Annotated in this window: 31 protein-coding genes; 8 read left to right on the top strand and 23 right to left on the bottom strand. The window is 63.9% G+C overall.

Annotated elements, in window-relative coordinates; all coding sequences use genetic code 11:
- Positions 1 to 2: 2 nt before the first annotated feature.
- Positions 3 to 371 carry a 50S ribosomal protein L14 gene (rplN, locus tag OVO38_RS01060; protein ID WP_095277925.1) on the bottom strand — a complete coding sequence of 123 codons (369 nt, stop codon included), beginning with the start codon at positions 369 to 371 and terminating at the stop codon, positions 3 to 5.
- A 361-nt stretch (positions 372 to 732) separates the two neighbouring features.
- On the opposite strand from rplN, the gene OVO38_RS01055 reads away from it, so the two are divergent.
- A complete protein-coding gene (locus OVO38_RS01055; RefSeq protein WP_158221603.1) occupies positions 733 to 1,548 on the top strand; it encodes a formate/nitrite transporter family protein in 816 nt (271 codons plus the stop codon).
- 42 nt (positions 1,549 to 1,590) lie between these two features.
- On the opposite strand, the gene OVO38_RS01050 is transcribed toward OVO38_RS01055, so the two are convergent.
- Entirely contained in the window at positions 1,591 to 2,388 is a 798-nt protein-coding gene (locus OVO38_RS01050) for a sulfite exporter TauE/SafE family protein (RefSeq protein ID WP_267207538.1), read from the bottom strand.
- Positions 2,389 to 2,407: 19 nt separating this feature from the next.
- On the bottom strand, positions 2,408 to 3,709 hold the full coding sequence (locus OVO38_RS01045; protein ID WP_267207537.1) for a glycoside hydrolase family 32 protein: 1,302 nt from the start codon (positions 3,707 to 3,709) through the stop codon (positions 2,408 to 2,410).
- Positions 3,710 to 3,733: 24 nt separating this feature from the next.
- Between OVO38_RS01045 and OVO38_RS12415 the strand changes: the two genes are divergently transcribed.
- Positions 3,734 to 4,003: a hypothetical protein gene (locus OVO38_RS12415; protein WP_369825014.1), complete on the top strand. Its 270-nt coding sequence runs from the start codon at positions 3,734 to 3,736 to the stop codon at positions 4,001 to 4,003.
- A 9-nt stretch (positions 4,004 to 4,012) separates the two neighbouring features.
- On the opposite strand, the gene glmS is transcribed toward OVO38_RS12415, so the two are convergent.
- The 15 genes from glmS to rpsJ form a co-directional block, all read right to left on the bottom strand.
- Positions 4,013 to 5,881, bottom strand: a complete 1,869-nt coding sequence (gene glmS, locus OVO38_RS01035) for a glutamine--fructose-6-phosphate transaminase (isomerizing) (protein ID WP_267207536.1) — start codon at positions 5,879 to 5,881, stop codon at positions 4,013 to 4,015.
- A 48-nt stretch (positions 5,882 to 5,929) separates the two neighbouring features.
- A complete protein-coding gene (gene nirD / locus OVO38_RS01030) occupies positions 5,930 to 6,274 on the bottom strand; it encodes a nitrite reductase small subunit NirD (protein WP_095537553.1) in 345 nt (114 codons plus the stop codon).
- 34 nt (positions 6,275 to 6,308) lie between these two features.
- On the bottom strand, positions 6,309 to 8,843 hold the full coding sequence (gene nirB / locus OVO38_RS01025) for a nitrite reductase large subunit NirB (RefSeq protein WP_267207535.1): 2,535 nt from the start codon (positions 8,841 to 8,843) through the stop codon (positions 6,309 to 6,311).
- Positions 8,844 to 8,964: 121 nt separating this feature from the next.
- The gene (locus OVO38_RS01020) at positions 8,965 to 10,467 is read right to left on the bottom strand and encodes a SulP family inorganic anion transporter (RefSeq protein ID WP_267207534.1); all 1,503 of its coding nucleotides are present in this window, start codon (positions 10,465 to 10,467) and stop codon (positions 8,965 to 8,967) included.
- Between the two features lie 159 nt (positions 10,468 to 10,626).
- A complete protein-coding gene (rpsQ, locus tag OVO38_RS01015; RefSeq protein ID WP_095277945.1) occupies positions 10,627 to 10,911 on the bottom strand; it encodes a 30S ribosomal protein S17 in 285 nt (94 codons plus the stop codon).
- 2 nt (positions 10,912 to 10,913) lie between these two features.
- Complete coding sequence (gene rpmC, locus OVO38_RS01010; RefSeq protein ID WP_038588270.1) at positions 10,914 to 11,144, bottom strand: 50S ribosomal protein L29; 231 nt, start codon at positions 11,142 to 11,144, stop codon at positions 10,914 to 10,916.
- On the bottom strand, positions 11,144 to 11,560 hold the full coding sequence (gene rplP, locus OVO38_RS01005) for a 50S ribosomal protein L16 (RefSeq protein ID WP_095277947.1): 417 nt from the start codon (positions 11,558 to 11,560) through the stop codon (positions 11,144 to 11,146). Before rplP ends, rpmC begins: the two co-directional genes overlap by 1 nt.
- Positions 11,561 to 11,564: 4 nt before the next feature.
- Positions 11,565 to 12,308: a 30S ribosomal protein S3 gene (rpsC, locus tag OVO38_RS01000; RefSeq protein WP_095277949.1), complete on the bottom strand. Its 744-nt coding sequence runs from the start codon at positions 12,306 to 12,308 to the stop codon at positions 11,565 to 11,567.
- Positions 12,308 to 12,667 (bottom strand): 50S ribosomal protein L22, encoded by a 360-nt coding sequence (gene rplV, locus OVO38_RS00995; protein WP_095277951.1) that lies wholly within the window; start codon positions 12,665 to 12,667, stop codon positions 12,308 to 12,310. The genes rpsC and rplV overlap by 1 nt, the downstream gene beginning before the upstream one ends.
- Before the next feature lie 3 nt (positions 12,668 to 12,670).
- Positions 12,671 to 12,946: a 30S ribosomal protein S19 gene (gene rpsS, locus OVO38_RS00990; protein WP_095277954.1), complete on the bottom strand. Its 276-nt coding sequence runs from the start codon at positions 12,944 to 12,946 to the stop codon at positions 12,671 to 12,673.
- 16 nt (positions 12,947 to 12,962) lie between these two features.
- Entirely contained in the window at positions 12,963 to 13,802 is an 840-nt protein-coding gene (gene rplB, locus OVO38_RS00985) for a 50S ribosomal protein L2 (protein WP_095277956.1), read from the bottom strand.
- Positions 13,803 to 13,843: 41 nt separating this feature from the next.
- Positions 13,844 to 14,149, bottom strand: coding sequence for a 50S ribosomal protein L23 (gene rplW, locus OVO38_RS00980; RefSeq protein ID WP_095277958.1), 306 nt, complete (start codon positions 14,147 to 14,149; stop codon positions 13,844 to 13,846).
- Positions 14,150 to 14,818 carry a 50S ribosomal protein L4 gene (rplD, locus tag OVO38_RS00975; protein WP_095277960.1) on the bottom strand — a complete coding sequence of 223 codons (669 nt, stop codon included), beginning with the start codon at positions 14,816 to 14,818 and terminating at the stop codon, positions 14,150 to 14,152.
- On the bottom strand, positions 14,815 to 15,471 hold the full coding sequence (rplC, locus tag OVO38_RS00970; RefSeq protein WP_095277962.1) for a 50S ribosomal protein L3: 657 nt from the start codon (positions 15,469 to 15,471) through the stop codon (positions 14,815 to 14,817). The genes rplD and rplC overlap by 4 nt, the downstream gene beginning before the upstream one ends.
- 41 nt (positions 15,472 to 15,512) lie before the next feature.
- Positions 15,513 to 15,818, bottom strand: coding sequence for a 30S ribosomal protein S10 (rpsJ, locus tag OVO38_RS00965; protein ID WP_038588232.1), 306 nt, complete (start codon positions 15,816 to 15,818; stop codon positions 15,513 to 15,515).
- Between the two features lie 656 nt (positions 15,819 to 16,474).
- Between rpsJ and OVO38_RS00960 the strand changes: the two genes are divergently transcribed.
- The 6 genes from OVO38_RS00960 (at position 16,475) to OVO38_RS00935 (ending at position 19,850) form a co-directional block, all read left to right on the top strand.
- Positions 16,475 to 16,987, top strand: coding sequence for an Asp23/Gls24 family envelope stress response protein (locus OVO38_RS00960; protein ID WP_095535286.1), 513 nt, complete (start codon positions 16,475 to 16,477; stop codon positions 16,985 to 16,987).
- 2 nt (positions 16,988 to 16,989) lie between these two features.
- Positions 16,990 to 17,292 carry a hypothetical protein gene (locus tag OVO38_RS00955; protein WP_267207533.1) on the top strand — a complete coding sequence of 101 codons (303 nt, stop codon included), beginning with the start codon at positions 16,990 to 16,992 and terminating at the stop codon, positions 17,290 to 17,292.
- 87 nt (positions 17,293 to 17,379) lie between these two features.
- Positions 17,380 to 17,580, top strand: a complete 201-nt coding sequence (locus OVO38_RS00950) for a hypothetical protein (RefSeq protein ID WP_095277968.1) — start codon at positions 17,380 to 17,382, stop codon at positions 17,578 to 17,580.
- Complete coding sequence (locus OVO38_RS00945) at positions 17,580 to 18,563, top strand: Asp23/Gls24 family envelope stress response protein (protein ID WP_267207532.1); 984 nt, start codon at positions 17,580 to 17,582, stop codon at positions 18,561 to 18,563. Before OVO38_RS00950 ends, OVO38_RS00945 begins: the two co-directional genes overlap by 1 nt.
- On the top strand, positions 18,547 to 19,293 hold the full coding sequence (locus tag OVO38_RS00940) for a hypothetical protein (protein ID WP_267207531.1): 747 nt from the start codon (positions 18,547 to 18,549) through the stop codon (positions 19,291 to 19,293). Before OVO38_RS00945 ends, OVO38_RS00940 begins: the two co-directional genes overlap by 17 nt.
- Positions 19,290 to 19,850: a hypothetical protein gene (locus OVO38_RS00935; protein ID WP_267207530.1), complete on the top strand. Its 561-nt coding sequence runs from the start codon at positions 19,290 to 19,292 to the stop codon at positions 19,848 to 19,850. Before OVO38_RS00940 ends, OVO38_RS00935 begins: the two co-directional genes overlap by 4 nt.
- Before the next feature lie 24 nt (positions 19,851 to 19,874).
- Here OVO38_RS00935 and OVO38_RS00930 read toward each other — a convergent pair whose 3' ends face one another.
- The 5 genes from OVO38_RS00930 to rpsL form a co-directional block, all read right to left on the bottom strand.
- Entirely contained in the window at positions 19,875 to 20,567 is a 693-nt protein-coding gene (locus OVO38_RS00930) for a hypothetical protein (protein WP_267207529.1), read from the bottom strand.
- A gap of 112 nt (positions 20,568 to 20,679) precedes the next feature.
- Entirely contained in the window at positions 20,680 to 21,870 is a 1,191-nt protein-coding gene (tuf, locus tag OVO38_RS00925) for an elongation factor Tu (protein WP_095277977.1), read from the bottom strand.
- A 363-nt stretch (positions 21,871 to 22,233) separates the two neighbouring features.
- The gene (fusA, locus tag OVO38_RS00920) at positions 22,234 to 24,357 is read right to left on the bottom strand and encodes an elongation factor G (protein WP_267207528.1); all 2,124 of its coding nucleotides are present in this window, start codon (positions 24,355 to 24,357) and stop codon (positions 22,234 to 22,236) included.
- 257 nt (positions 24,358 to 24,614) lie between these two features.
- The gene (gene rpsG, locus OVO38_RS00915; RefSeq protein WP_095277982.1) at positions 24,615 to 25,082 is read right to left on the bottom strand and encodes a 30S ribosomal protein S7; all 468 of its coding nucleotides are present in this window, start codon (positions 25,080 to 25,082) and stop codon (positions 24,615 to 24,617) included.
- 6 nt (positions 25,083 to 25,088) lie between these two features.
- Positions 25,089 to 25,460, bottom strand: a complete 372-nt coding sequence (gene rpsL, locus OVO38_RS00910) for a 30S ribosomal protein S12 (protein WP_076598032.1) — start codon at positions 25,458 to 25,460, stop codon at positions 25,089 to 25,091.
- Positions 25,461 to 25,676: the final 216 nt, after the last annotated feature.

Here is a 25,676-nt window from a genome sequence, read left to right as displayed (position 1 = left end):
AGTTAGATCACCTCCGGTGCGAGAGAAACAATCTTCATGAACTTCTTGTCGCGCAGCTCGCGAGCAACGGGGCCGAAGATACGGGTACCGCGCGGCTCGGTGTCGTTCTTGATCAGAACGGCAGCGTTCTCGTCGAAGGAGATGTAGGAGCCGTCCGGACGACGGGTCTCCTTGGTGGCGCGGACGATGACGGCCTTGACAACCTCACCCTCCTTGACGTTGCCACCCGGGGTAGCTTCCTTCACAGAGGCGACGATCGTGTCGCCGATACCGGCGAAGCGTCGAACAGAACCGCCAAGAACGCGGATGCACAGCAGCTCGCGTGCACCAGTGTTGTCGGCGACCTTCAGACGCGATTCTTGCTGAATCACAGTTGGTCTCCTGACCTGGATCGATGTGCGTCAGATTTCCGTCCTGTACGCACGTGGTCATGTGCTTACTTGCATGCCTTCGCTTATCGACGAACACCGCCCCGGCCCTTAAGCCGCAAGCTGGTGTCGAAGGGTCTCGGATTTTCAGCTCGGAAACGCGCTTATAACCCGACCAGCGAGAGACAACTGCAGTATTAAAGCACGATATGCGCCCGAAATCCAAATCCGGTACCATTGTCGCGGTGCCGATCCTCCCGGTTCTCGGCCATGCCCGCAACGGGGGCAATAGCGGGGGCACGGTGGCGAGGATCACCTGCGCAGAATTAGCATTGCGCAGCTTAAACCACGTATGGTGTTACCTATGAACTTCGACAGCACATTGGCCGAATCAATCGGCTTTAAGGCGTACCTTTTCACCCACGAACTCCCCAAGTTCGCCGTACGTTCCATGCTCGCCGGCATGTTCCTCACTATCATCACCGCGTTCGCCGCTGTCGCAGCGACCTCGGTCGAGGCCCAGCTCCCCGGCTTCGGTAAGTATGTCTTCGCCCCAATCTTCGCAACCGCCCTCTACATCATCATCGTCCTCGGTGCCGAGCTGGCCACCGGCAACATGATGTACGCCACCTACGGCACCATCACCGGTCGCGTCCCCGGGTTCAAAGCGTTCTTCGCCGTCGTCGTGTGCACGCTGTTCAACCTGCTCGGCGTTCTGATCACCGCGTACTTCATCACCAAGACGACCGCGTTCGACACCGTCACCGCAGAGAACTTCCTCTACGGCGCCACCGCGGGCAAGCTGGCCAAGGACCCGGCGCACCTCTTCCTGGAGGGCATCTTCGCGAACGCCGTGGTGAACATCGGCATCCTCATGGCAGTCCAGGCCGGAAAGGACTTTAGCGCGAAGCTCATCGCCATCGTGCTGGTCATCCCGTCCTTCGCAGCGATGGGCTACGAGCACTCCATCGCGTCCTTCGTCATCTTCTCCCTCTCCGGCTACGGCATCGGCCCGGAGCACTTCGAGGGCTTCACCCTGGCCAACGGCCTGTCCAACTGGCTGTTCGTCTGGCTGGGCAACTACGTCGGCGGCGGCCTCATCATGGGCGGCGTCTACGCCTGGCTGAACCGCGGCGTCTCCCCGCTGCGCAGCTTCCCAATCGGCCACAAGACGGTCTAATTACTCTCCCCCGGGGCGCGGATGCGCCCTTTTCCCAAGCGCCTACACAAACTGCCGCACAAGCGCCACCAACGCCACCACGACGATGATGCCGCGCAGTACGGAGTTTGGAAGGCGCTTTGCTATTTGCGATCCGCCCACGCCGCCGATCAGGCCGCCCGCGGCAACGATGAGCACCCCGAGCCACACAATCTCCGCCCCGAAGAACGCCCACGCAACGAGGTAGACCAGCGCCGCGGTGATGTTGACAAACAGGGACAAGAAGTTCTTCACCGGGTTGACGTCCTTGAGCGAACGCCCCGTCGCCACGGACATAATGGCCATGTACAAGATCCCCTGCGCGGCGGTGAAGTAGCCCCCGTAGACGGCGGCGGCCCCCATCGGCGCGATCAGCTGGGGGCGCTTCCACGCCTGGCCAACAGCACCGCCCGGCTCTCCCGGCGCCCCCGCCGCAGCTCGCTGCCCGAGCCACGCGGTGAGCTTCGGCTGGAAAATCACCATGAGCAGCGCCACCACGATGAGCACCGGCACGACAAAGTCCAGCGTGCTCGACGGCGACGACAACAACAGCAACGAGCCCGTACCGGACGCCAAAATGGTCACTACGATCATCGGCCCCAGGTACGGGAGTTCCCGTTTGATCTCCTTCCGGTACCCCATCACCGAGCCGAACGACGCGAACACCATGCCCGTCGTATTCGTGCGCACCGCCACCCCGGGCGGCAACCCCAGCGCCATGAGCACCGGAAGCGTGAGCAGCGAGCCGGAGCCCACCGCGGAATTGATCGCCCCCGCCATCATCGCCATCACAAACAACAGCAGCGCGCTCAGCGGCTCCATTTCGTCCTCCTCTGTTGATCTACATCGCTGATTCTCCGGCCCGGAAGCCGGCCCACTCATTCGCGTCAGGTGCGAACACAGCCGAGGAGAACGCTACCTCCCCGCCACCGCCGGTGACCTCAAGCGCCGCCCCGTCCGCGGTGCACACCAGCTCACCTGGGGCGCAGTCCGCCCAGCGCATGAAACCGTCGACGGTGACGGACAGCGTGCCGCGGACCGCACCAGTGGTCGCGGCCGGGTGCGGCGCCCAGGCGATGGTCGCGCCGACGTTGTCGTCCACGTCGACGAGCTGCGCCGAGCACGGCTCGGCACCGAGCTCGCTGCGCCACACGACCATCTCGTCTTCGTTGTTGGGGAGGCGGAGGGTGGTGTGGACGGTGGCGTCGATAAGCGAAAGCTCCCGGGGAAGCGTGAGCTGGTGCACCCACCCCTCCGCGGCGAGCGTGGGCGTGTCGTCGCGGGCGGGCAGGCCCATCCAGCCGAGCATGAGTGCGCCGGGGCCGAAGTTGATGAGCTGCGGGGCGTAAAACTGGTGGCCGTAGTCCAGCGGGGTAAAGCCCGTGATGACCTCGAAGCGCAGACCTTCGAGACGGCCCACGACGTAGCCGCACTCGTCAGAGTCCGCGAACTGCGGGCAGAAGACGAGCACATCGAGCTCCTCGCCGGTGGACTGATCCGTCATGCGCACCAGGTTCGGACACTCCCACATGTGGGCGGACGCGGTGTTATAGTCCAGGCCGACGAACTCGATCGGGCCGGCGTACTCCCACGACTCCAAATCGTCGGAGGTGTACACCACGACCGCGCCCCTGTTGGACTCGCTGCGCGCGCCGATAAGCATCCGCCACGAGCCGTCCGGGGCCTGGGTCACGTAGGGGTCGCGGAAGTCCGAGGTGAAGCCCTCCGGGAAGCCGTTGATGATCGGGTTGTCGGCGCGCCGCAGGTAGGTCCCGCCGAGCGGCCCCTGGATGTCCTCCACCTCCACGACGTTCTGGCTCGTGCGGTGCTCGTGCTCGGCGTCGGCGTCCAGGTTTCCGGTATAGAACAGGCGCATGCGCCCGTCGTGCACCACCGAAGACCCCGAAAAGCAGCCGTCCGCGTCGTACGGAAAATCCGGGTAGAGCGCGTCGGGCAGGTGGTAGTACTCGCCGCTGCCAAGCCTGGTCACCGCGTGGCCCCAACCAGTGCGGCGCCGACCGTGCGGGAAGGCCGGGTCGTGCTGGTAAAACACGTGGAGCTCGTCGCCGATCAGCGTGAGCCCGTTCGGGTCGTTGAGGCGGCCCTGGGGCGGGCTGAGGTGAAACTTGGGGCGGTACGTCATGGTGCATAGTTTAGGGTGAGGGGCATGATTACCGTGTGTGGCGAAGCCCGCGTTGACCTCGTGCCCACCACCACCGACGCGCTCGGGCCGCTCCAGCCTGCGCTTGGTGGCGGCCCGTTCAACGTCGCCCGCGCGCTCGGCCGCGAGGGCCTCCTCGCGCTTCGGGAGGACGAGTGGGCGGACATCTTGTCCTTCGCCGCCCACGCGGGTGCGCTCACCGTCTCGCGCACGGGAGCAGAAACGCCCGCCCTGGAAGACGTTCTTGCCTTCCAGGGCGGGCGTGCGCTGCGCTAGCTTCGGCTGCTACTCCACAGTCACAGACTTGGCCAGGTTGCGCGGCTGATCCACGTTCAGGCCGCGGGCCTCCGCAACGGCGCAGGCGAAGATCTGCAGCGGCACCGTGGACAGGATCGGCTGCATGAGGCCGGCGGACGCCGGAATGCGGATGACCTCGTTGGCGTACTGGTTGACGTCCTCGTCGCCCTCCTCCGCGATCACGATGGTCACGGCGCCGCGGGCGCGGACCTCCTGGATGTTGGAGACGACCTTGGCGTGGAGGTTATTGCGCGAGTGCTTGGAGGGCACGATGATGAACACCGGCTGCCCCTCCTCCACGAGCGCGATCGGGCCGTGCTTGAGCTCGCCGGCGGCGAAGCCCTCCGAGTGCAGGTACGCGACCTCCTTGAGCTTCAGCGCGCCCTCGAGCGCGACCGGGAAGCCCACGTGGCGACCCAGGAACAGCACCGACTTGGCGTTTGCCAGGTCCTTGCCCAGCTGCTTGACCTGGTCCTCGTTGTCCAGGACCTTCTGCAGCTTGTCCGGCATGGCCTGCAGCTCATCCACCACGCCGCGGATCTCGTCCGCGTACTTGTCGCCGCGCACCTGGGACAGGTACAGGGCGAGCAGGTAGGACGCCACAATCTGGGAGATAAACGCCTTGGTGGACGCCACGGCGATCTCCGGGCCGGCGTAGGTGTACAGGACCGCGTCGGACTCGCGCGGAATGGAGGAACCGACGGTGTTGCAGATCGCGATGACCTTCGCGCCCTGCTCACGGGCGTGGCGCACGGCCATCAGGGTGTCCATGGTCTCGCCGGACTGGGACACGGCGACCACAAGGGTCTGCTCGTTGACGATCGGGTCGCGGTAGCGGAACTCGTGCGCGAGCTCCACCTCCGTGGGGATGCGGCACCAGTGCTCGATAGCGTAGCGCGCGACCTGGCCCGCGTAGGAGGCGGTGCCGCAGGCGACGATGATGATCTTGTTGATGGAGCGGAGCAGCGATTCGTCGATACGCAGCTCGTCCAGCGTCAGGGCACCCTCCTCGTTGAAGCGACCGTAGAGCGTGTCGCGGACTGCCGACGGCTGGTCGTGGATCTCCTTCTCCATGAAGGAGTTGTAGCCGCCCTTTTCCGCTGCGGTGACGTCCCACTCAACGCGGAACGGCTTGCCCTCGGCCTGCTCGCCGTCGAAGGAGGTGATCTCGTAATCGTGCGCCGTCAGGGTGACAATCTGGCCGTTGTCCATCTCCACCGCGTCGCGGGTGAACTCGATGAAGCCGGAAACATCGGAACCGAGGAAGTTGCGGTCCTCGCCCAGGCCGATGACCAGCGGGGAGTTCAGGCGCGCAGCGACGATGCGGTCCGGGTGATCCGCGTGGATGGCCAGCAGGGTGAAGGCACCCTCGAGGCGGTTCGCGGTGATCTGCATCGCCTTGGTCAGGTCGCCGTCAGCCTCGTTGTCGTAGACATCGAGCAGGACGGTCGCGGCGACCTCAGTATCGGTCTCGGAAATAAAGGTGTGGCCCTTCTCCTCCAGCTCGTGGCGCAGGGAGGCGAAGTTCTCAATGATGCCGTTGTGCACCACCGCGAGGCGGCCGTTGCCCACTACGTGCGGGTGCGCGTTCGCGTCGGTCGGGCCGCCGTGCGTGGCCCAGCGGGTGTGGCCAATGCCCAAGTTGGAGCCCGGGAGCGGGGCCTTTTCAATCTCCGCCTCCAGGTCTGCGACCTTGCCCGCCTTCTTGCGGTGCTCGATCGCGTTGCCGCTCATCACGGCGACGCCAGCAGAGTCGTACCCTCGGTACTCCAGCCTGCGCAAACCTTCAATAATCACGCCCAGGGCGTCGTGCTCGCCCGACGCGGGGTCACCAATATATCCAACGATTCCACACATAGCGACCAGAATACACGGGGTACACCATTGCTCCGAGTTCGCGCGCGCTTAATTGGATACGACAACCTTTGCGTTGTCGCCCTCGCCGTCCACCCGGACCGCGTACGTGGTGATGGTGTGGTTGTCTCCCTGCAACGATGCACCGTCGTCAAGATAGAACCTCTGCTTGAGCAACGGCGAAGCAATCGTGGGGCGCCCATCGACCTCCCCCACGATACCGCGCGAGAGCACGCCGGCGCCGGTGTACGGATCGATATTGTCCACCGCGTACAGCTGCTCGCCATCGGCGGCGTGGAGGCGGAAGACCGCCACCTGCACCTCACCGGGCAGCAGCGCCGCAGCGCCCACGCCCACCGAAAGGTCCTTCAGTGCACAAATCACTGTGTCTGCCATTGGTTTTCTCCCTCTCTCAGGTGATACGCGCGGGCTAGTTCGCCGCGCCGATGGTCGGGGTCATCAGCGGGACCTTGCGGCCACCTTGCGGGTGCTCCTCGAACTGCACCGTCGGGTCCGGCATATCCGGCGCGTTGATAAAGGACACGAAGCGCTTGAGTTTCTCCGGGTCGTTGAGCACGTCCTGCCACTCGTCGGAGTAGTTGGCCACGTGGTGGTCCATGAACGCCTCCAGGTCATCGGCGATACCCAACGAGTCATCCACCACCACATCGCGGATGTGGTCCAATCCGCCCTCAACCTCGGCCTGCCAGGCGGCGGTGCGCTGCAGACGATCGGCGTTGCGGATGTAGAAGGCCAGGTAGCGGTCGATGTAGCGGATCAGGGTTTCTTCGGTGAGGTCCTTGGCCAGCAGCTCGGCCTGGCGCGGCGTCGCGCCACCATTACCACCCACGTACAGGTTCCAACCCTGCTCGGTAGCAATCACGCCAATATCCTTGCCACGTGCCTCCGCGCACTCGCGGGCGCAGCCCGAAACGCCCATCTTCAGCTTGTGTGGCGAACGCAGACCGCGGTAGCGCAGCTCCAGGTTAATCGCCATGGCCACCGAATCCTGCTGGCCGTAGCGGCACCAGTCCGTACCCACGCACGATTTCACCGCGCGCAGGGACTTGCCGTACGCCTGACCGGACTCCATCCCCACGTCGATCAGGCGGCGCCAGATCTCAGGCAGATCTTCGGTGCGCGCGCCGAACATGGCGATACGCTGGGCACCGGTGATTTTGAGGTAGAGGCCGAAGTCCTCGGCGATGCGCCCCATCTCCTGCAGCTGTGCCGGGGTCACGTTGCCTGCCGGCTGGCGCGGGATCACGGAATAGGTCCCGTTCTTCTGCATGTTGCCCAGCATGCGGTCGTTCGTGTCCTGCAGACCGGCGGTCGCCCCGTCGAGCACGTGATTTTCGGTGTGCATGGACGCCACAATGTTCGCGAACGTTGGCTTGCACACCTCGCAGCCACCGCCGGTGCCGAAGCGCTCAATGAAGGTCGGGAAGTCCGTAATACCGGTGGAGCGGGCGATTTCGAAGAGCTCGGCACGCGATTGCTGGAAGTGGGGGCACACAGCCTTCGATTGCTCAATGCCTTCGGCTTCCAAAATGCCCTTGAGCAGTGGGATACACGAACCACACGAGGTGCCGGCGCGGGTCGCGCCCATGAGCGTTTCCACCGAGTGGCACCCCTGGCCGATGGCCGCACGGATTTCACCCTTGGACACGTTGTTGCAGGAACAGATCTGAGTGTCATCCGGCAGATCACCCGCGCCAATCGCGGTGGTGCCCGCCCCGGATTCCGGCGCGATGAGGCTCACCGGGTCGCCCGGCAGCTCGGAGCCAACCATCGGGCGCAGCATCGAGTAGTTCGAGGCCTCGCCGACCAAAATTCCGCCGATGAGGCGCTTGCCTTCCGCATCCAGGATGAGCTTCTTGTACACGCCCGAGACCGGGTCCTGGATATGCAGCTCCTTGTGGCCCTCGTCGGCATTGAACGCGTCGCCGAAGGAGGCGACGTCCACGCCCATGAGCTTGAGCTTGGTGGACATATCCGGGTCCTCGAAATCAGGACCTTCTTCCCCCGCCAGGCGTGCGGCCACAATCTCCGCCATGGTGTTGCCGGGCGCGACCAGTCCGTACGTCTTGCCATCCACCGCTGCGCACTCGCCGATGGCGGAGATGTGCTCGATGGAGGTTCGGCACTGGCGGTCGGTGAGGAAGCCGCCGCGCGGCCCCAGTTCCAGGCCAGCGTCCGGGCCCATCGTGTCGCGCGGGCGGATGCCGGCGGAGAAGATCACCAGGTCGGTCTCGATCTGCCCGTCGTCACCCAGGTCCAACACGACGGCCCCCTCGCGCTGCGTCGACGGCTCGATGGCGCGACTGGTCACCCCGACGTGGACGTCCACGCCCATCTGGCGGATCGCCTGCGAGAGCATCTCGCCGCCTGCGTCATCCACCTGCAACGGCATGAGCCGCGGGGCCATTTCTACAACGTGTGTTTTCGCGCCCATGTGCTGAGCAGCGCCTGCCGCCTCAAGCCCAAGGAGGCCACCGCCAATCACCACGGCGGTCGCTTCGCCGTGCGTGCCCACCACGCCCTCGATCGCGGCGCGGATGCCGTCCATGTCGTCGAGCGTGCGGTACACGTGCACCTGTGGCAGCTCATTGCCCGGGAGGCGCGGCACGAACGCGCGCGAGCCGGTGGCAAGGACGAGCTCTTGGTATGCGAACACGCGGCCGTCGTCAAGCACAAGCTCCTTCGCCTCAGGCTTGATCGACACCGCGCGTCCCGGCACCACGGTGACATTTTCCGGGAGACGGTCGAGGTAGAGCGCCTCGCGGTCCCAGTTGCCCACGTAGCTAGAGAGCTGCACACGGTCGTACGCGTAGTCCTCAGTTTCGCGGTTGATGATGGTAATTTGCGCGTCCGGGCGCCGCGCCGAAAGCTCTTGGGCAAAACGGTGCCCAACCATGCCGAAGCCCGCGACCAGAATCTCGGCATGGGTGGTCTGCGTACTCATAAAACCGTCCTTTGCAGTAGGGGCGGCGCGGCTGCGCCAATTACCCCCGATCGTACCGGTAGAAAAGCGGTGCGCGGTGGCTTCACCCCCAACAGCCAGTTCGCCGGTACCTCCGCGTCCCCTACCCCATCACGCCAGTCAATTTCCCGTGGAACGCGCTCGAACGCTCGCCCATCCCCACGAAGGTCACCGTCTTCCCGTACTGGGCGTAGCGCTGCTCGATGGAATCCAGCGCAGCGATCGTGGACGCATCCCATAGGGTGGCCTCGCTGAGGTCCACCACCACCCGTTCCGGGTCGGCGGAGTACCGAAACAGCGTGGTCAAGTCGTTCGAAGACGCGAACAGGAGCTGGCCGCGCACCGCGTAGCGCGCCTCACCGTCGACCTCCTCGCGGGTGACCTCCACCAGGTGCGCCACGTTACGCACGAACACCACGGACGCCGCGAGCACGCCGACCACCACGCCGATGGCCAGGTTGCCCGTCAGGATCACCACGACCACGGTAAGCGCCATGATGACCGTCTCAGACAGCGGGAGCTTGCGCAGCGTGGACGGGCGCACCGAGTGCCAGTCAAAACTGCCGATGGCCACCATGATCATCACGGCCACGAGCGCCGCCATGGGGATCTGGCCGACCAGCTCATTGAGCAGCAGCATCAGCCCAAGCAGGAACGTGCCGGCGAGGAAGGTGGACACGCGGGTGCGCGCGCCCGACGCCTTGACGTTGATCATGGACTGCCCAATCACAGCGCAGCCGCCCATACCGCCGAAGAGGCTGGAGACCATGTTCGCGGCCCCCTGCCCGATCCCCTCGCGGGTCTTGCTGGAGTGGGTATCCGTGATCTCATCGATGAGTTTCGCCGTCAGTAGCGACTCCATGAGCCCCACCAGCGCCACCGCCAGCGCGTACGGGGCCACCACCTTGAGCGTGTCCAGTTCCCACGGGATCTGCGGCACCACCATGTGCGGCAGGGAGCGCGGTAGCTCGCCGCGGTCCCCCACGGTTGGCACGTCGATGCCAAACCCGATCACTACCGCGCTGACCACCACGATGGCCACGAGCGGCGGCGGCACCGCTTCCGTGATGCGCGGCATGGCAATCACGATGACCAGGCCGAGTGCGACGAGCGGGTAGACGGCGGCGGGGACGCCGAACAGCTCGGGCAGCTGCGCCGAAAAGACCATGATGGCCAGCGAGTTCACAAAGCCCACCATGACGCTGCGCGGGATGAACCGCATCAGTTTGGCCACCCCGAGCAGCGCCAGCACAATCTGGAACACGCCGGCGAGCATGATCGTGGCCAGCAGGTAGTCGTAGCCGTGCGCGCGCACGAGTGGCGCGACCACGAGTGCGACCGCGCCGGTCGACGCCGAGATCATGGCCGGCCTCCCGCCAACTATCGCCGTGACCGTCGCCATGATGAACGACGAGTACAGCCCCACCTTGGGGTCCACGCCCGCGATCACGGAGAAGCTGATCGCCTCCGGAATCAGCGCCAGGCCCACGACGAGCCCGGCCAGCACCTCCTTGCTCAGGATCCGCGGCGTTCGCAGCGCCTCCCACACTGTTGGCCGGGGCGCGTAGCGCTCGCCGGTCTGGGCGGTCAGCGTTTCCACAGGCATCAGGTCCTCCTGGTCTCGAGGTCAGCGACGTTCACACTGTAGTACCGCGCCCGGGCAGATGCCTATCGACGCCTACTTGCCCGCCACGGTGGCGTCGATAAGCATGCAAAAACCGCACCCCCTTGGAGAGGGTGCGGTTGGTGCGGGGTCCGCTAGGGACTAGCGAGCCTTCTCGACGATCTCGACGAGACGGAAGTGCTTGTCCTTGGACAGCGGGCGGGTCTCCTCGATGAGGACCAGGTCGCCGACGCCGGCGGTGTTGTCCTCGTCGTGAGCCTTGACGCGGTTGGTCGTGCGGACAATCTTGCTGTACAGGCCGTGGGACTTGCGGTCCTCGACCTCTACAACGATGGTCTTGTCCATCTTGTCGGACACGACGTAGCCGCGGCGGCGCTTCTGCACTGCCTTCTGGGTGTTCTGTTCAGTCACGTTTGCCTCACTCATGATTAAGCCTCAGCTCCCGGGACGACGGACAGGCCGAGCTCTCGCTCGCGCAGCACGGTGTAGATGCGTGCGATGTCGCGCTTCACGGTGGAGATGCGGCGGTTGTTGGTCAGCTGGCCGGTCGCGAGCTGGAAGCGCAAGTTGAACAGCTCTTCCTTCGCGTCGGACAGGCGGCTCTTCAGCTCTTCATCGGTGAGTTCGCGGAACTCAGATGCGGGGGTACCGTTCGCCATTAGTACTGGTCCTCCTTCTTGATGATGCGAGTCTTGCACGGAAGCTTCGCAGCTGCACGACGCAGAGCCTCGATGGCAACCTCGTCATTCGGGTAGGACATCTCGAAAAGGATGCGACCCGGCTTCACGTTGGCAACCCACTTCTCCACCGGGCCCTTACCGGAACCCATACGCACGCCGAGCGGCTTCTGGGTCAGCGGGCGGTCCGGGAAGATGTTGATCCAGACCTTGCCGCCACGCTTGACGTGGCGGTTGATGGCAATACGGGATGCCTCAATCTGACGGTTGGTGATGTAGGCCGGCTCGAGTGCCTGCAGGCCCCAGTCACCGAAGTTGATGGTGTTCCCGCCCTTGGACACGCCACGACGGTTCGGGCGGTGCTGGCGGCGGTACTTCACGCGCTTAGGGATAAGCATGTGTTTAGCCCTCCTGCTTCTTCTCGGCGCGCTGGCGGCGCTGGCCGCCGCGACGCGGGCGACGGTCGCCGCGGCCACGGCGCTCGTTGGACGGAGCGTTGAGCTCGGACTCGCGGACACCGCCAACAACGTCGCCCTTGTAGATCCAGACCTTGACGCCGATGACGCCGAAGGTGGTGTGGGCTTCTGCGGTGCCGTAGTCGATCTCCGCACGCAGGGTGTGCAGCGGCACACGGCCTTCGTGGTAGCGCTCGACGCGGGACATTTCAGCGCCACCCAGACGGCCAGAGGTCATCACCTTGATGCCCTTGACCTGCGGGTTGCGCATTGCGGACTGGATAGCCTTGCGCATTGCGCGACGGAACGCAACGCGGTTGACCAGCTGCTCAGCGATGGACTGTGCAACGAGGGTCGCGTTGGCGTCAACGTTCTTGACCTCGAGGATGTTGAGGGCGACCATCTTGCCGGTGAGCTTCTCCAGCTCGCGGCGGATGCGGTCAGCCTCAGCACCGCGGCGGCCAATCACGATGCCCGGGCGGGCGGTGTGAATGTCGACGCGGACGCGGTCGCGAGTGCGCTCGATGTTGACGTCGGCGATGCCGGCGCGCTCGAGGCCCTTGGACAGGAATTCGCGGATCTTGATGTCCTCGTGGACGTAATCTGCGTAGTTCTTGTCGGCGTACCAGTGGGACTTGTAGTCAGCGGTGATACCCAGGCGCAGGCCGTGTGGGTGAATTTTCTGGCCCATTACTTAGCCCCTTCCTTGGACTCGACAACGACGGTGATGTGGGACGTGCGCTTCCGGATCTGGAAGGCGCGGCCCTGGGCGCGCGGCTGGTAGCGACGCATAGTGGGGCCTTCGTTGGCCCAGCACTCGGACACGACGAGCGTGCGCGGGTCCAGACCGAAGTTGTTCTCGGCGTTGGCAGCTGCGGAAGCAACAACCTTCGCAACATCCTTGGACGCTGCCTGCGGCGCGTACTTCAGGATGGCGAGTGCCTCAGATACGGACTTACCGCGGACGAGGGCCAGCACGCGGCGGGCCTTCATCGGGGAAGTGCGGACGAACTTGGCCGTCGCGGATGCAGTGGTGATTGTGTCAGCCATTGCTTATCGACGTCCCTTCTCTACCTTGACGTGACCCTTGAAGGTCTTGGTTGGTGCAAACTCGCCGAGCTTGTGACCGACCATGGACTCGTCGACGAACACCGGGACGTGCTTACGGCCGTCGTGGACGGCGAAAGTGTGTCCGATGAAATCGGGGAGAATGGTCGAGCGGCGGGACCAGGTCTTGATGACCTGCTTGGTGCCGGCCTCGTTCTGAGCATCCACCTTGTTGAGGAGGTGCTCATCGACGAACGGGCCCTTCTTCAGGCTGCGTGGCATGTCTGTTTACCTCCTCTTAGCGCTTCTTGTTCTTCGAGCGACGACGGCGCACGATCATGTTGTTGGAGTAACGGTTCGGGTTGCGGGTACGGCCTTCCTTCTGGCCCCACGGGGAAACCGGGTGACGGCCACCGGAAGTCTTACCCTCACCACCACCGTGCGGGTGGTCGACCGGGTTCATGACAACACCGCGGACAGTGGGCCTCCAGCCCTTCCAGCGCATACGGCCGGCCTTGCCCCAACGGATGTTGATCTGGTCAGCGTTGCCAACCTCGCCCACCGTTGCGCGGCAGCGGATGTCCACGCGACGGATCTCGGAGGACGGCATGCGCAGCACGGCGTAGGAGCCTTCCTTACCCAGCAACTGGATCGAAGAACCAGCGGAACGGGCAAGCTTGGCGCCAGCACCGGGCTTGAGCTCCACAGCGTGGATGGTGGTACCGGTCGGGATGTTGCGCAGCGGAAGGTTGTTGCCAACCTTGATGTCCGCGTTAGCGCCCGACTCGATCACGGTGCCCTGCTTCAGGCCCTTCGGCGCAATGATGTAGCGCTTCTCACCGTCGTAGTAGTGGAGCAGTGCAATGTTTGCGGTGCGGTTCGGGTCGTACTCGATGTGAGCGACCTTTGCCAGCACGCCGTCCTTATCGGAACGGCGGAAGTCGATGACGCGGTAGCGACGCTTGTGGCCGCCGCCGCGGTGACGAGTGGTGATGTGGCCGTGGGTGTTACGGCCACCCTTCTTCGGGAGCGGGCGCAGCAGCGACTTTTCCGGGGTCGAGCGAGTGATCTCGTCGAACTCGGAAACGGAGCTGGCACGGCGACCCGGAGTTGTCGGCTTGTATTTACGAATAGCCATAGTGTGTCCTTTTCTATCGGTGTCTTCTGCAGCAGCCGCTGTTAGGCGGTTGCACCGCCGAAGATGTCGATGGAGTCGCTGCCCTCGCGGAGAGTGACGTAGGCGCGCTTGGTGTCCTTGCGCTTGCCGTAGCCGGTGCGGGTGCGCTTGCGCTTGCCCTCACGGTTGGCGGTGTTCACCGAAGCGACGTCGACGCCGAAGATCTCTTCCACGGCGATCTTGATCTGGGTCTTGTTAGCAGACGGGCTGACATAGAACGTGTAGGTGTTCTGCTCCATCAGCGCGTAGGTCTTCTCGGAGAGGACCGGGGCGATGATGATGTCGCGCGGGTTAACAGTCTTAGCCATTTACTTCTCCTCCTCCGCAGCGGTGGCGGTAGCCTGTGCCGCGTCGCGGTTGATGAAGGTGTGCAGTGCCTCGACCGAGAAGACCACGTCGTCTGCGTTGAGCACGTCGTAGGTGTTCAGCTGACCCGGCTCGATGATGTGGACGCCCGGCAGGTTCCTTGCGGAAAGACGGGAGTTGTTGTCATCGCGGCCGATCACCAGCAGAACGGACTTACGGTCGGTCAGGCGCTCCAGGAAGGTGCGTGCAGACTTGGTCGAGGGCTTCTGGCCCGGGACCAGGTCCTCAACGACGTGGATGCGTGCGTTACGCGCGCGGTCGGTGAGGGCACCTACGAGAGCTGCCTTAATCATTTTCTTGGGGGTGCGCTGCGCGTAGGAACGCGGCTGCGGACCGTGAACGGTGCCGCCACCGGTGAACTGCGGAGCGCGGATGGAACCCTGGCGGGCACGGCCGGTGCCCTTCTGGCGGAACGGCTTCTTACCACCGCCGCGCACGTCGGCGCGGGTCTTGGTGGCGTGGGTTCCCTGACGAGCTGCTGCGAGCTGTGCGGTGACAACCTGGTGCAGCAGCGGGATGGAAGCTTCGCGGTCAAAAAGTTCTGCCGGAAGCTCTACGGAACCGTTGGTCTTTCCGTCAGCGGTGTGGACGTCAAGCGTCAGGTTCGTCATGCGTGAGCACCGCCCTTCACTGCGGTCTTGACGGTAACAACGCTGCCCTTGGCGCCCGGGATTGCACCCTTGACCAGGATCAGATTGTTGTCGCCGTCGATGCGTTGGATCTTCAGGTTCTGGGTGGTAACGCGGTTACCGCCCATGCGGCCAGCCATGCGCTTGCCCTTGAAGACACGGCCCGGGGTAGCACAGCCACCGATGCCGCCGACGCGGCGGTGGGAGGCCTGGTTACCGTGTGCGGCACCCTGGCCGGCAAAGCCGTGGCGCTTCATCGCGCCGGCAAAGCCCTTGCCCTTGGTGGTGCCGACGACGTCGACGAACACGTCGCCGTCGAAGATGGTGGCGTTGTATTCCTGGCCGACCTCGTACTCGGAGGTATCGTCCATGCGGATCTCCGCAACAACGCGACGCGGCGTCACGCCAGCCTTCTTGAAGTGGCCAGCCTGCGGCTTCTTGGACTTACGGGGGTCAATGTCGCCGTAAGCAATCTGGATGGCGTCGTAGCCATCGGTCTCTTTGGTACGGATCTGGGTGACCACACACGGCCCAGCCTCGACGACGGTCACCGGGATTACGCGGTTCTCATCGTCGAAGACCTGGGTCATGCCGAGCTTCTTACCCAGAATGCCCTTGATCTGGTTCTCAGACATGTATTAGTTCTCCACTACTGAACGTTTTGGGGATCTCTTGCTTACTGGATGTTCACGTCGACGCTTGCCGGAAGGTCGATGCGCATGAGCGCGTCAACGGTCTTCGGCGTCGGATCGAGAATGTCGATGAGGCGCTTGTGAGTGCGCATCTCGAAGTGCTCGCGAGAGTCCTTGTACTTGTGGGGAGAACGAATAACGGCGTACACGTTCTTTTCGGTGGGCAACGGCACCGGTCCAACGACGCGGGCACCCGTGCGGGTGACCGTAGCAACGATCTTCTTCGCAGATGCGTCGATCGCCTCGTGGTCGTAGGCCTTGAGCCTGATGCGGATCTTCTGTCCCGCCACGCTTACCTCTTCCTCGCATCCCCACTTTCAATTCCCGCCTCGCTCGTAGTTGAACGAGGCAAAGACGAAGCGGTGGGGTTTGTAGCTTCTAGTTTCTCTATAACGTTGTCCGGGCTGGGCCCATGGCTCAACGCCAGTGTCGTTTCATTGACTTCTTGACACTTCCGGAAGGTGACAAGGCGCTAGCAAATAACTGCGCGCTGCAAGTCAGTGCTTCCGCCTCGGCGCGTGCCGGGGTGCAAGACTCGGAAGGGTGCGTGACCCTTGCGTACTGCCGCTGTTTATTTGCCATGGCGCCTTCTCCGGTCCTGCCCGCATTTCGAGGCAGGTCCTTCAACCGAAGGTGTCATGTTCACCGGACCATCGCGCTTGCGCGCCATGTTTCGGCAACCCGAGTATTAAAACACGTCCTCCCCATTTACGCAAGCCCGAGCTTTTTCGCTTCTCGACGCCACCACCTTCCCCTCATCCCGCCACCCCAAAGATTGCAACTTGATACCAATTCGTGCCGGGTCTCCTCAACGCCCGGAGCCTCGGCGCGGAAAATGTGTACCCTTGTTTGCTGAGCCCGCTCATCCATCAGTTCATCGCTTGTACGCAGGTGGAACGGGCCGATTTTGCTACAGCTACAAAACGCAGTGAAGGAAGGACCAGTCATGGCCGATCACACTCTGAACGAGAACACCCCTGCCCCCACCGACTCCACCTCGACCGCCGTGGACGCCGAGCAGACCCGTCCGCGCAACGAGAACCTGGAGTCCGACTCCGGCTCCACCGTCATCGATGACAACGTCGTGGGCAAGATCGCCGGCATCGCTGCACGCGAGGTCTCCGGCGTGTACAACCTGGGCGGCGGCGCTGCCCGTATGTGGGGCGCGGTCCGCGAATCTCTGACCTCCTCCACCAACGTCCAGCAGGGCGTCAACGTCGCTGTCGAGGACGGCCACACCTCCGTCGCCGTGGCGATCATCGCTGAGTACGGCGTGGCTATCCACGAGCTGGCGAACGCGATCCGCGAGAACGTTACCGTCGCGCTGACCCGCATGACCGGCCTGATCGTTGACCGCGTCGACGTCACCGTGCACGACGTGCACCTGCCGGAGCAGGAGGACGAGTCCGACAACGAGGACGCTGCATTCCAGTCCAATAACCAGGCGCTGGGTCAGTAGTTATGGCGCGGACCCCCATCACCCTTGAGGTCGGGGAAGCCGTCCGCGACAGTGCGCTCGGTGTTCCCGGTGTCGCTGCCCTGGACAATGGCCGCGTCGGCGAGGTAGCGCTCCTGCTGCCAAAGGCCCGCATCGACGGCTTGCGCCAGGTCGCCCGCAACGACGACCGCGGCATCGAAGTGCACATCGTCTTCGACACGGCGTCGGGGCGCGACATTCAGTCAGTAGCCGAGGATGTCCGCTCCGCCGTGCTCGGCGCGACGAACTTCCCGTTCGTTGACGTCGTCGTGGCTGACGCACGGTAGGCACCCGGATCTCGTCTCATGCGGCTGAGCGCCGCCCCGCCACCCGCGGGGGCGCACGGCCACCAATCCCCGAAAAGTGGTATTGATATGAATCTTTCTTCCAATAAAACGCTGGCCGGCGTGATCATCGGCGTGGTCATCGCATTCTTCGTCATGTTCGGCGGATGGCTGGGCCTGCTTTGGCTGTTGCTATTCACCATCGTCGGTGGCGTCATCGGCGCGCAGCTCGACGGCCGCCTCGACATCGCCGAGATCCTGAGCACGAGCTCCGGTAAAGGCCGCAGCTAATGGGTACGACGTTCTACCACATCAGCGAGCGCTCAGTTGAGCGCGTCGCCGAGGTGGCGGCTTCGTCGGTGCCCGGCACCCTCGCGGTGGATGCGAAGCTCGCCGGACTGGCCGGCCGCAGCTTCCCCAGAATAGATGTCCACCTCGACCGACAATCGGGTGTCGCGGCAATCGAAGCCGAGATCGCTACCGCCTACCCCGCGCCGATCGCCGCCATCACGGACGCCGTGCGCGCCACCGTGATCTCCCACGTGCGCACCCTCACCGGTCTGGACGTCTCGCGCGTCAACGTGTCCGTTTCCAGCGTGGAGGCGCAGGACCTGAACTCGCGCGTGACCTGGGACGACGTGGCAAGCCACTCCGCGTTTGCCATCCCGACGCCGATCAAGGTCAACCAGCTCAAGGTGACCTCTCCAGTGACGCGGGAGCGCCAACCGCTGAAGGCCATCCACGCGCGTTCCCTCGTGGACGACATGTGGGAGTTCAACGCGCCGCGCCCGACGAAGGTCGCGTCGGTGCACGCGCCAGCCGCACCCACCGCGAGGTCCATCCGCGCGCCGAAACCGATGAGCGTGCAAACGAAGGGCTTTGTGACCGCAGGGCCGGGGCTCAGGGGCGTCGATAAGCCTGCTCCTGCGCAGCCGTGGTCCCCGCGCACCCCGGAGCCACGCGTGCCAGCGCCGTTCACCGTGAACTCCACGCAGCTCAAGCGCGTGCGGGTGCCGGAGCCCGCGCCGGTGCGCCGCACCGAGGTGCCGCCTCGCCGCAGGCTCACCGAAGTCACCGCCGCCCCGCTGCGCCTGCGGAAGGTGGAGACGCGGCCGGCGCGCCCGCTGCGCAAGGTCACGGTCAACGCCACGCCGCTGCGCGAGCCTCAGGTCCCGACGCCGCAGCGCGTCGTCCGCCCGCGAGCGCCGCGCCCGCAACCGCTGAAACAGATCTCTATTACACCGGTGGTGAATAAGTATGACCGCACCCGATAGCACCTCCGCGCCGGCTTACGACGCCACAGCACCGGACGACCAGCCGCACACCCAGACCGTGCAGCCCACCGCACACCCGGCGGGCCCGCACCCGGGCGACGAGCCGCGGGCAAACCCCGCTGTCCGCTGGCTCACCCTGCTGATCGGTTTGATCCTGCTTGCGCTCGCCGCGGTGGTCGGCCGCGACCTGTGGTACTTCTTCCAAAACAGCAATTCCGACGATTCGTGGCTGCGCCCGGTCTTCGAGTTTGTCGGCCGCGCCACCATGGACGTCACCGCCGTGACGGTGGGCATCATCATCGCCATCATCGGTCTCGTGCTCATCGTCTACGCCTTCGTGCCCAGGGGACGCACGCACGTGCGTGTTGATTCGCCGGCGTCCATCTGGACCCGCCCGGTGGACATCGCGCGCAAGGCGACCCACACCACGCGCGCCGAGGTCGGCAACGCGCGCATCCAGTCCCGCGCGGACCGCAAGAAGCTGCGCGTGCAGGTCGAGGACGACGGCTCCGGTGCCGCGCTCCAGGAGCGCCTGACCTCGGTGCTGTCCGGCGAATTCCAGCGGCTCACCACCCCGCCCGCCATCAGCGTCAAGGTCACGCCGAAGCAGCAGAGCGCCTCGACCAGCACGGCGAGTGCGGGCAACCAGACCGGCAGCGCTGCCGACGCGTACGCCACGCCGGAATCAGCCGCAGAGATTTCCCAGCAGACCCAGGGGGTTCAGCGATGAGCAAGACACTGTCCTTCTTCGACCGACTCGTTGTGTTCCTCGTCGGCCTGCTCCTGCTGGTCGCGGGGCTCATCCCCGTGGCCTACTACTGGGAAATCCCCTACGTGAGCGAGTACCTCAACCGCTTCGACCGCGAATCGCTGGGCACAACGCCCGACGAGTCCTGGTACCGCACGGCGCTGATCATCGCGTTCGTCGCTCTGCTGATTCTTGGCGCATGGTTCGTCCTGGCCAACATCCGCAGCCGCGCGTTCAGCACCCGCGAGATCATGTCCGCGGACTCGCAGCACGGCGACAGCAAAATCAACGTTGCCCGTGTCGCCGACGCCGCCTGCGCGTTCCTGGAAAAATCCGAGATGGTTACCGAGGCCCGCAGCAAGGTCTCCGTTGTGGGCAACCGCCCCACGGCGCGCTTCACCGTCACTGCGTCCCCGAGCTATTCGCTTGACGACGTCACGCGGTTCCTCGAAGCCGCCGACGAGGACTTCCGTCTGGCCAACCACACCATGGAGATTGACACGGTGTGGCAGCTGCACCTGGATAGGATCGTCGCGTAGCGCCCCGTGCCGCTGGACCGGCTCCTACACCTCCAGCAGCACGATCTGCGTCACTCGCCCCAGCGAGGCCGGCCCCGCGCCGCCTCCTGGGGCGATTTGCATGTCCTCCCCCACTGCACACCGCAGGATCCGCGACCACCGCAATTCCTCGCGAGCCGTCGCGCGGCGCCCCTTGGGCCGCCACACACGCAGACGCTGACCCAGCACGGCACGTGCGCCGTCCTCGAGCGCAACGAACCACCGGGCACCCCCAATGTCCCCGCGCTCCAGCCCCGCAAGTTCCGGCGCGTCCTGCGCGTCCAGCACCGTCACGAGCCTCACCACCCCAAGACGGTGCTGGAACCCTTCCGTGTCCTCGACGACGAGCGGCCTGCCCGGCCCCACGGGCCGAAACGCCGCGTACTTCCACACGCTGGGCATCTGATCCGGGTTCGCGCTTGAGCGCACCACCACGGTGCTGCCGTCCATGCTCACTTCATGTGCGGGTTCCTCGGTGGTGATCAGCACGGGTTGTTCCGGGAGCTCGCGCAGCAGCGCGGGGTGTTCGGCTTCGAGTTCGCGGAGCAGCCCCAGGAGTTCCTCGTCCGTGGTGCCGTAGGAGGCTCCCCGGTTTTGCAGCACGCCGATCAGCGCGGAGAGCGACAAGTCGGGTTGGCCCTCCCACGTGTCTCGGAGCGCGTCGAGGAGGGTGGGGATGCGGGTTGGGTCGTTGTGCACAGTTGCAGAGTCTAATCAGGCGCTGAATTCGGGCGCGCGAAAAGGGCCACCTCCCCTCGCGGGGTGGTGGCCCTTTGCTTATGCTCTGGTGTTTACCAGATCAGCGACTGAATTAGTCGAGGATCTTGGTAACGCGGCCAGCGCCGACGGTGCGGGAGCCCTCGCGGATAGCGAAGCGCAGGCCCTCGTCCATAGCGACCGGCTGGATGAGCTCGACGGACATGTCGACGTTGTCGCCCGGCATGACCATCTCGGTGCCCTCCGGCAGCTTCACAACACCGGTGACGTCGGTGGTGCGGAAGTAGAACTGCGGACGGTAGTTGTCGAAGAACGGGGTGTGGCGGCCGCCCTCGTCCTTGGACAGGACGTAGACGGAACCCTCGAACTTGGAGTGCGGGGTGTAAGCGCCCGGTGCGATGACAACCTGGCCACGCTCAACGTCCTCGCGCTTCAGACCACGGAGCAGCAGTGCTGCGTTGTCGCCAGCCTCAGCGGTGTCGAGGAGCTTGTTGAACATCTCGATGGAGGTGACGGTGGTCTTGGTGGCCTTGTCACGGATGCCGATGATCTCGACCTCGTCGTTGATGTTCAGGACGCCACGCTCAACACGGCCGGTCACAACGGTACCGCGGCCGGAGATGGTGAAGATGTCCTCAACCGGCATCAGGAACGGCTTGTCGGTCTCGCGCTCCGGATCCGGGATGGAGTTGTCGCAGGCTTCCATCAGGTCGATGACGGACTGGACCCACTTCTCGTCGCCCTCGAGAGCCTTCAGAGCGGAGATCTGGACGATCGGAGCTTCCTCGTCGAACTCCTGCTCGGCCAGCAGCTCGCGGACCTCCATCTCGACGAGCTCGATGATCTCTTCGTCGTCAACCATGTCGCACTTGTTCAGTGCAACGAGGATGTACGGGACGCCAACCTGGCGAGCGAGCAGCACGTGCTCACGGGTCTGCGGCATCGGGCCGTCGGTAGCAGCGACGACGAGGATAGCGCCATCCATCTGAGCAGCGCCGGTAATCATGTTCTTGATGTAGTCGGCGTGGCCCGGGGCGTCAACGTGTGCGTAGTGACGCTTCGGGGTGTTGTACTCCACGTGGGAGATGTTGATGGTGATGCCGCGCTCGCGCTCCTCCGGAGCCTTGTCAATCGCGTCGAACGCGAAGGCCTTGTTCTCCTCCGGGTAAGCGTCAGCGAGCACCTTGGTGATTGCGGCGGTGGTGGTGGTCTTGCCGTGGTCGACGTGACCGATGGTGCCGATGTTCACGTGCGGCTTGCTGCGCTCGAACTTTTCCTTTGCCACTGTATGTCCTCCTGGACTTCATGGTGGCTACGACCTTCGCAGCCACGTAGTTTACATTTGCCCTGCCCCGGCCCCGTTCACACGATGCCGAGGGCAATGACCATTTCACAATGTGCCAGTTACATGATCCTAGATATTTGGTGACCGTTTTTCAAACCGGTCGACCCGAAAAACCCGGATCTACCAAGTGAGTAACGGCCGGCTCAGACACCCACAGTCTGCGGACGACCCTCGACGGATCCTTCCGAGGTGTGCGGTGACTCAGCCCAGCCGTTACCCCTTTGGCGGGAGCGCCTCCCCCATCAGCCGGTACCTCCGCTGGCACGCGGAGCTACCGTCCGAGGAAGGTGCCGGGGCGATCGACTAGTTGCCGTTGCGCTCGTCGATGATCTCCTGTGCGACGGATTGCGGAACCTCAGCGTAGGAGTCGAACACCATGGTGAAGTTCGCGCGGCCGGCGGTGGAAGAACGCAGGTCACCGATGTAGCCGAACATCTCGGACAGCGGCACCTTAGCCTTGACGACCTTCGCGCCGGAGCGGTCCTCCATGGAGAAGACCTGGCCACGACGGGAGGAGATGTCACCGTTCACGGTACCCATGTACTCCTCCGGGGTCACGACCTCGACGGCCATAACCGGCTCGAGCAGAACCGGCTTCGCCTTGGCCACGGCCTCCTTGAGGACCTGGGAGCCGGCGAGCTTGAAGGCCATCTCAGAGGAGTCGACGTCGTGGTAAGCGCCGTCTTCCAGGGTGGCCTTGATGTTCACCAGCGGGAAGCCAGCGAGGAAGCCGTACTGCATAGCGTCCTGGATACCAGCGTCGACGGACGGGATGTACTCCTTCGGCACGCGACCACCGGTAACGGCGTTCTCGAACTTGTAGGTTGCGGACTCGCCCTCCTCCAGGGTCTCCGGGTCCGGGTTGTACGGCTCGATGGTGCAGATAACCTTCGCGAACTGACCGGAACCACCGGTCTGCTTCTTGTGGGTGTAGTCCAGGGACTCAACCTTCTTGCGGATGGTCTCGCGGTAAGCAACCTGCGGGTTACCGATGTTTGCCTCGACCTTGAACTCGCGCTTCATGCGGTCCACCATGACGTCGAGGTGCAGCTCGCCCATACCGCCGATAACGGTCTGGCCGGTCTCCTCGTCGAGCTCGACGGTGAACGTCGGGTCCTCGGCAGCCAGCTTCTGAATAGCGGTACCCAGCTTCTCCTGGTCAGCCTTGGTCTTCGGCTCGATGGAGACCTTGATAACCGGGTCCGGGAAGTCCATGGACTCGAGGATGATCTGGTCATCCTTGTCACAGAGGGTGTCACCGGTGGTGGTTTCCTTCAGACCAATGACGGCGTAGATGTTACCGGCATCTGCCTGCTCAACCGGGTTCTCCTTGTTGGCGTGCATCTGGAAGAGCTTACCGATGCGCTCCTTCTTGCCCTTGGTGGAGTTCATAACCTCGGTACCCGGAACAACCTGTCCGGAGTACACGCGGGTGAAGGTGAGCTGACCGAAGAACGGGTGGGCAGCAATCTTGAAAGCCAGAGCGGAGAACGGGGACTCCACGGACGGCTTACGGGTGAGGACCTCGTCCTCGTTACCGACAGCGTGGCCCTGGATCTCGCCGATGTCGAGCGGGTTCGGCAGGTAAGCCACGACAGCGTCGAGCAACGGCTGAACACCCTTGTTGCGGTATGCGGTACCACACAGAACCGGGAAGACCTCGGTGCTGATGGTCATCTTGCGGATGGCAGCCTGGATCTCTTCCTTGGTGAGCTCCTCGCCACCGAAGTACTTCTCCATGAGCTCTTCGTCGGACTCAGCGACGTCCTCGAGCAGCTTCTCGCGGTACTCCTCTGCCTTCTCCTTGAGGTCCTCCGGGATCTCCTCAATGGTCGGCTCAGCGCCGGTCTCGACCTTGCCGCGCCAGGTGATGGCCTTCATGTCGATCAGGTCGACAACACCGTCGAAGTCGTCCTCAGCGCCGATCGGCAGCTGCAGAACCAACGGCTTAGCGCCGAGGCGCTCGATGATGGTGTCCACGGTGAAGTAGAAGTCCGCACCCATCTTGTCCATCTTGTTGACGAAGCAGATACGCGGAACGTCGTACTTAGCGGCCTGGCGCCACACCTGCTCGGACTGCGGCTCCACGCCCTCCTTGCCGTCGAAGACGGCGACGGCGCCATCGAGAACACGCAGGGAGCGCTCAACCTCGATGGTGAAGTCGACGTGGCCCGGGGTGTCGATGATGTTGATCTGGTTGTTGTCCCAGAAACAGGTCACGGCAGCGGACGTAATGGTGATGCCGCGCTCCTTCTCCTGCTCCATCCAGTCAGTGGTGGAGGCACCATCGTGGGTCTCGCCGACCTTACGGTTGATACCGGTGTAGAAGAGAATACGCTCGGTCGTGGTGGTCTTACCAGCATCGATGTGAGCCATGATGCCGATGTTGCGGACCTTGTGCAGATCCTTAAGCACTTCTTGTGCCACAGTTAATACCCCAACTTAAAAGTCGTCGACGCTCTGCAGACTCGGGGGAATCTCCAGCGGGCGCCTATGGCGAATAATTTCCTTTGTCAATTCTGCCACCTTTTTCATCAAATGGCAGGGTGAGTCGCGTCGGTCATTCCAAAAAACACCCGGACGCAACTGCACAACAACGATGCACGAAGCAGATATTCAATTTGCTTCTACGCAGTTGCGGCAGCTGACATCCGGGTGTCATAGAAAACCGTGCGCGCCGGTGATTACCAGCGATAGTGGGCGAAGGCGCGGTTGGCCTCGGCCATCTTGTGCATGTCCTCGCGACGCTTCACGGAAGCACCGAGACCGTTGGATGCATCCAGGATCTCGTTAGCAAGGCGCTCGACCATCGTGTTCTCACGACGCTGGCGGGTGAAGGTCACCATCCAGCGAAGTGCGAGGGTGTTGGAACGGCCGGGCTTGACCTCAACCGGGACCTGGTAGGTCGCGCCACCAACACGGCGGGAACGAACCTCGAGGTCCGGGCGGATGTTGCCCAGGGCCTTCTCCAGGGTGCCAACCGGGTCGGTGCCGGTCTTCTCGCGGCACGCCTCGAGTGCGCCGTAGACGATGCGCTCGGCGGTGGACTTCTTGCCGTCCTGCAGCACCTTGTTCACCAGCTGGGTAACAAGTTCGGACTGGTAAACCGGGTCCTTGACTACGGGACGCTTCGGAGCTTGCTGTTTACGCATTTCTGATTACTGTCCCTTCTTTGCGCCGTAACGGGAACGAGCCTGCTTACGGTCCTTGACGCCCTGGGTATCCAGTGCGCCGCGGATGATCTTGTAGCGGACACCCGGGAGGTCCTTCACACGACCACCACGCACGAGCACCATGGAGTGCTCCTGCAGGTTGTGGCCCTCACCCGGGATGTATGCGGAAACCTCGATGCCGGAGGTCAGGCGCACACGGGCGACCTTACGCAGTGCCGAGTTCGGCTTCTTCGGAGTGGTGGTGTACACGCGGGTGCACACGCCGCGACGCTGGGGCGAGCCCTTCAGCGCAGCGGTAGCCACCTTCTTGCTCTTATCGTGGCGGCCCTTGCGGACCAGCTGCTGAATAGTAGGCATTCACGCTCTTTCTGTTAAGCGGTGCGCGCTAAGGTGGCCGTACATGCAAAAATGGGGGCTCTTTTCGGGGCCCTGCCGTGTGCATGAACTACCTGACCGCGAGTGCGCAGCCGCACGGAGTTCGTATCTTTCCGCCACGCGAATTATCGCGAGCGAAACCTCATTCAAGCTACATCACCCCGCGTCACAAGAGCAAATCGCTTATCGACGAGCCAC

This window comes from Corynebacterium sp. Marseille-P8863, assembly GCF_946902955.1.
GTDB classification, from domain to species: Bacteria; Actinomycetota; Actinomycetes; order Mycobacteriales; family Mycobacteriaceae; genus Corynebacterium; species Corynebacterium gottingense.
This window is presented reverse-complemented; position numbering and strand designations above follow the sequence as displayed.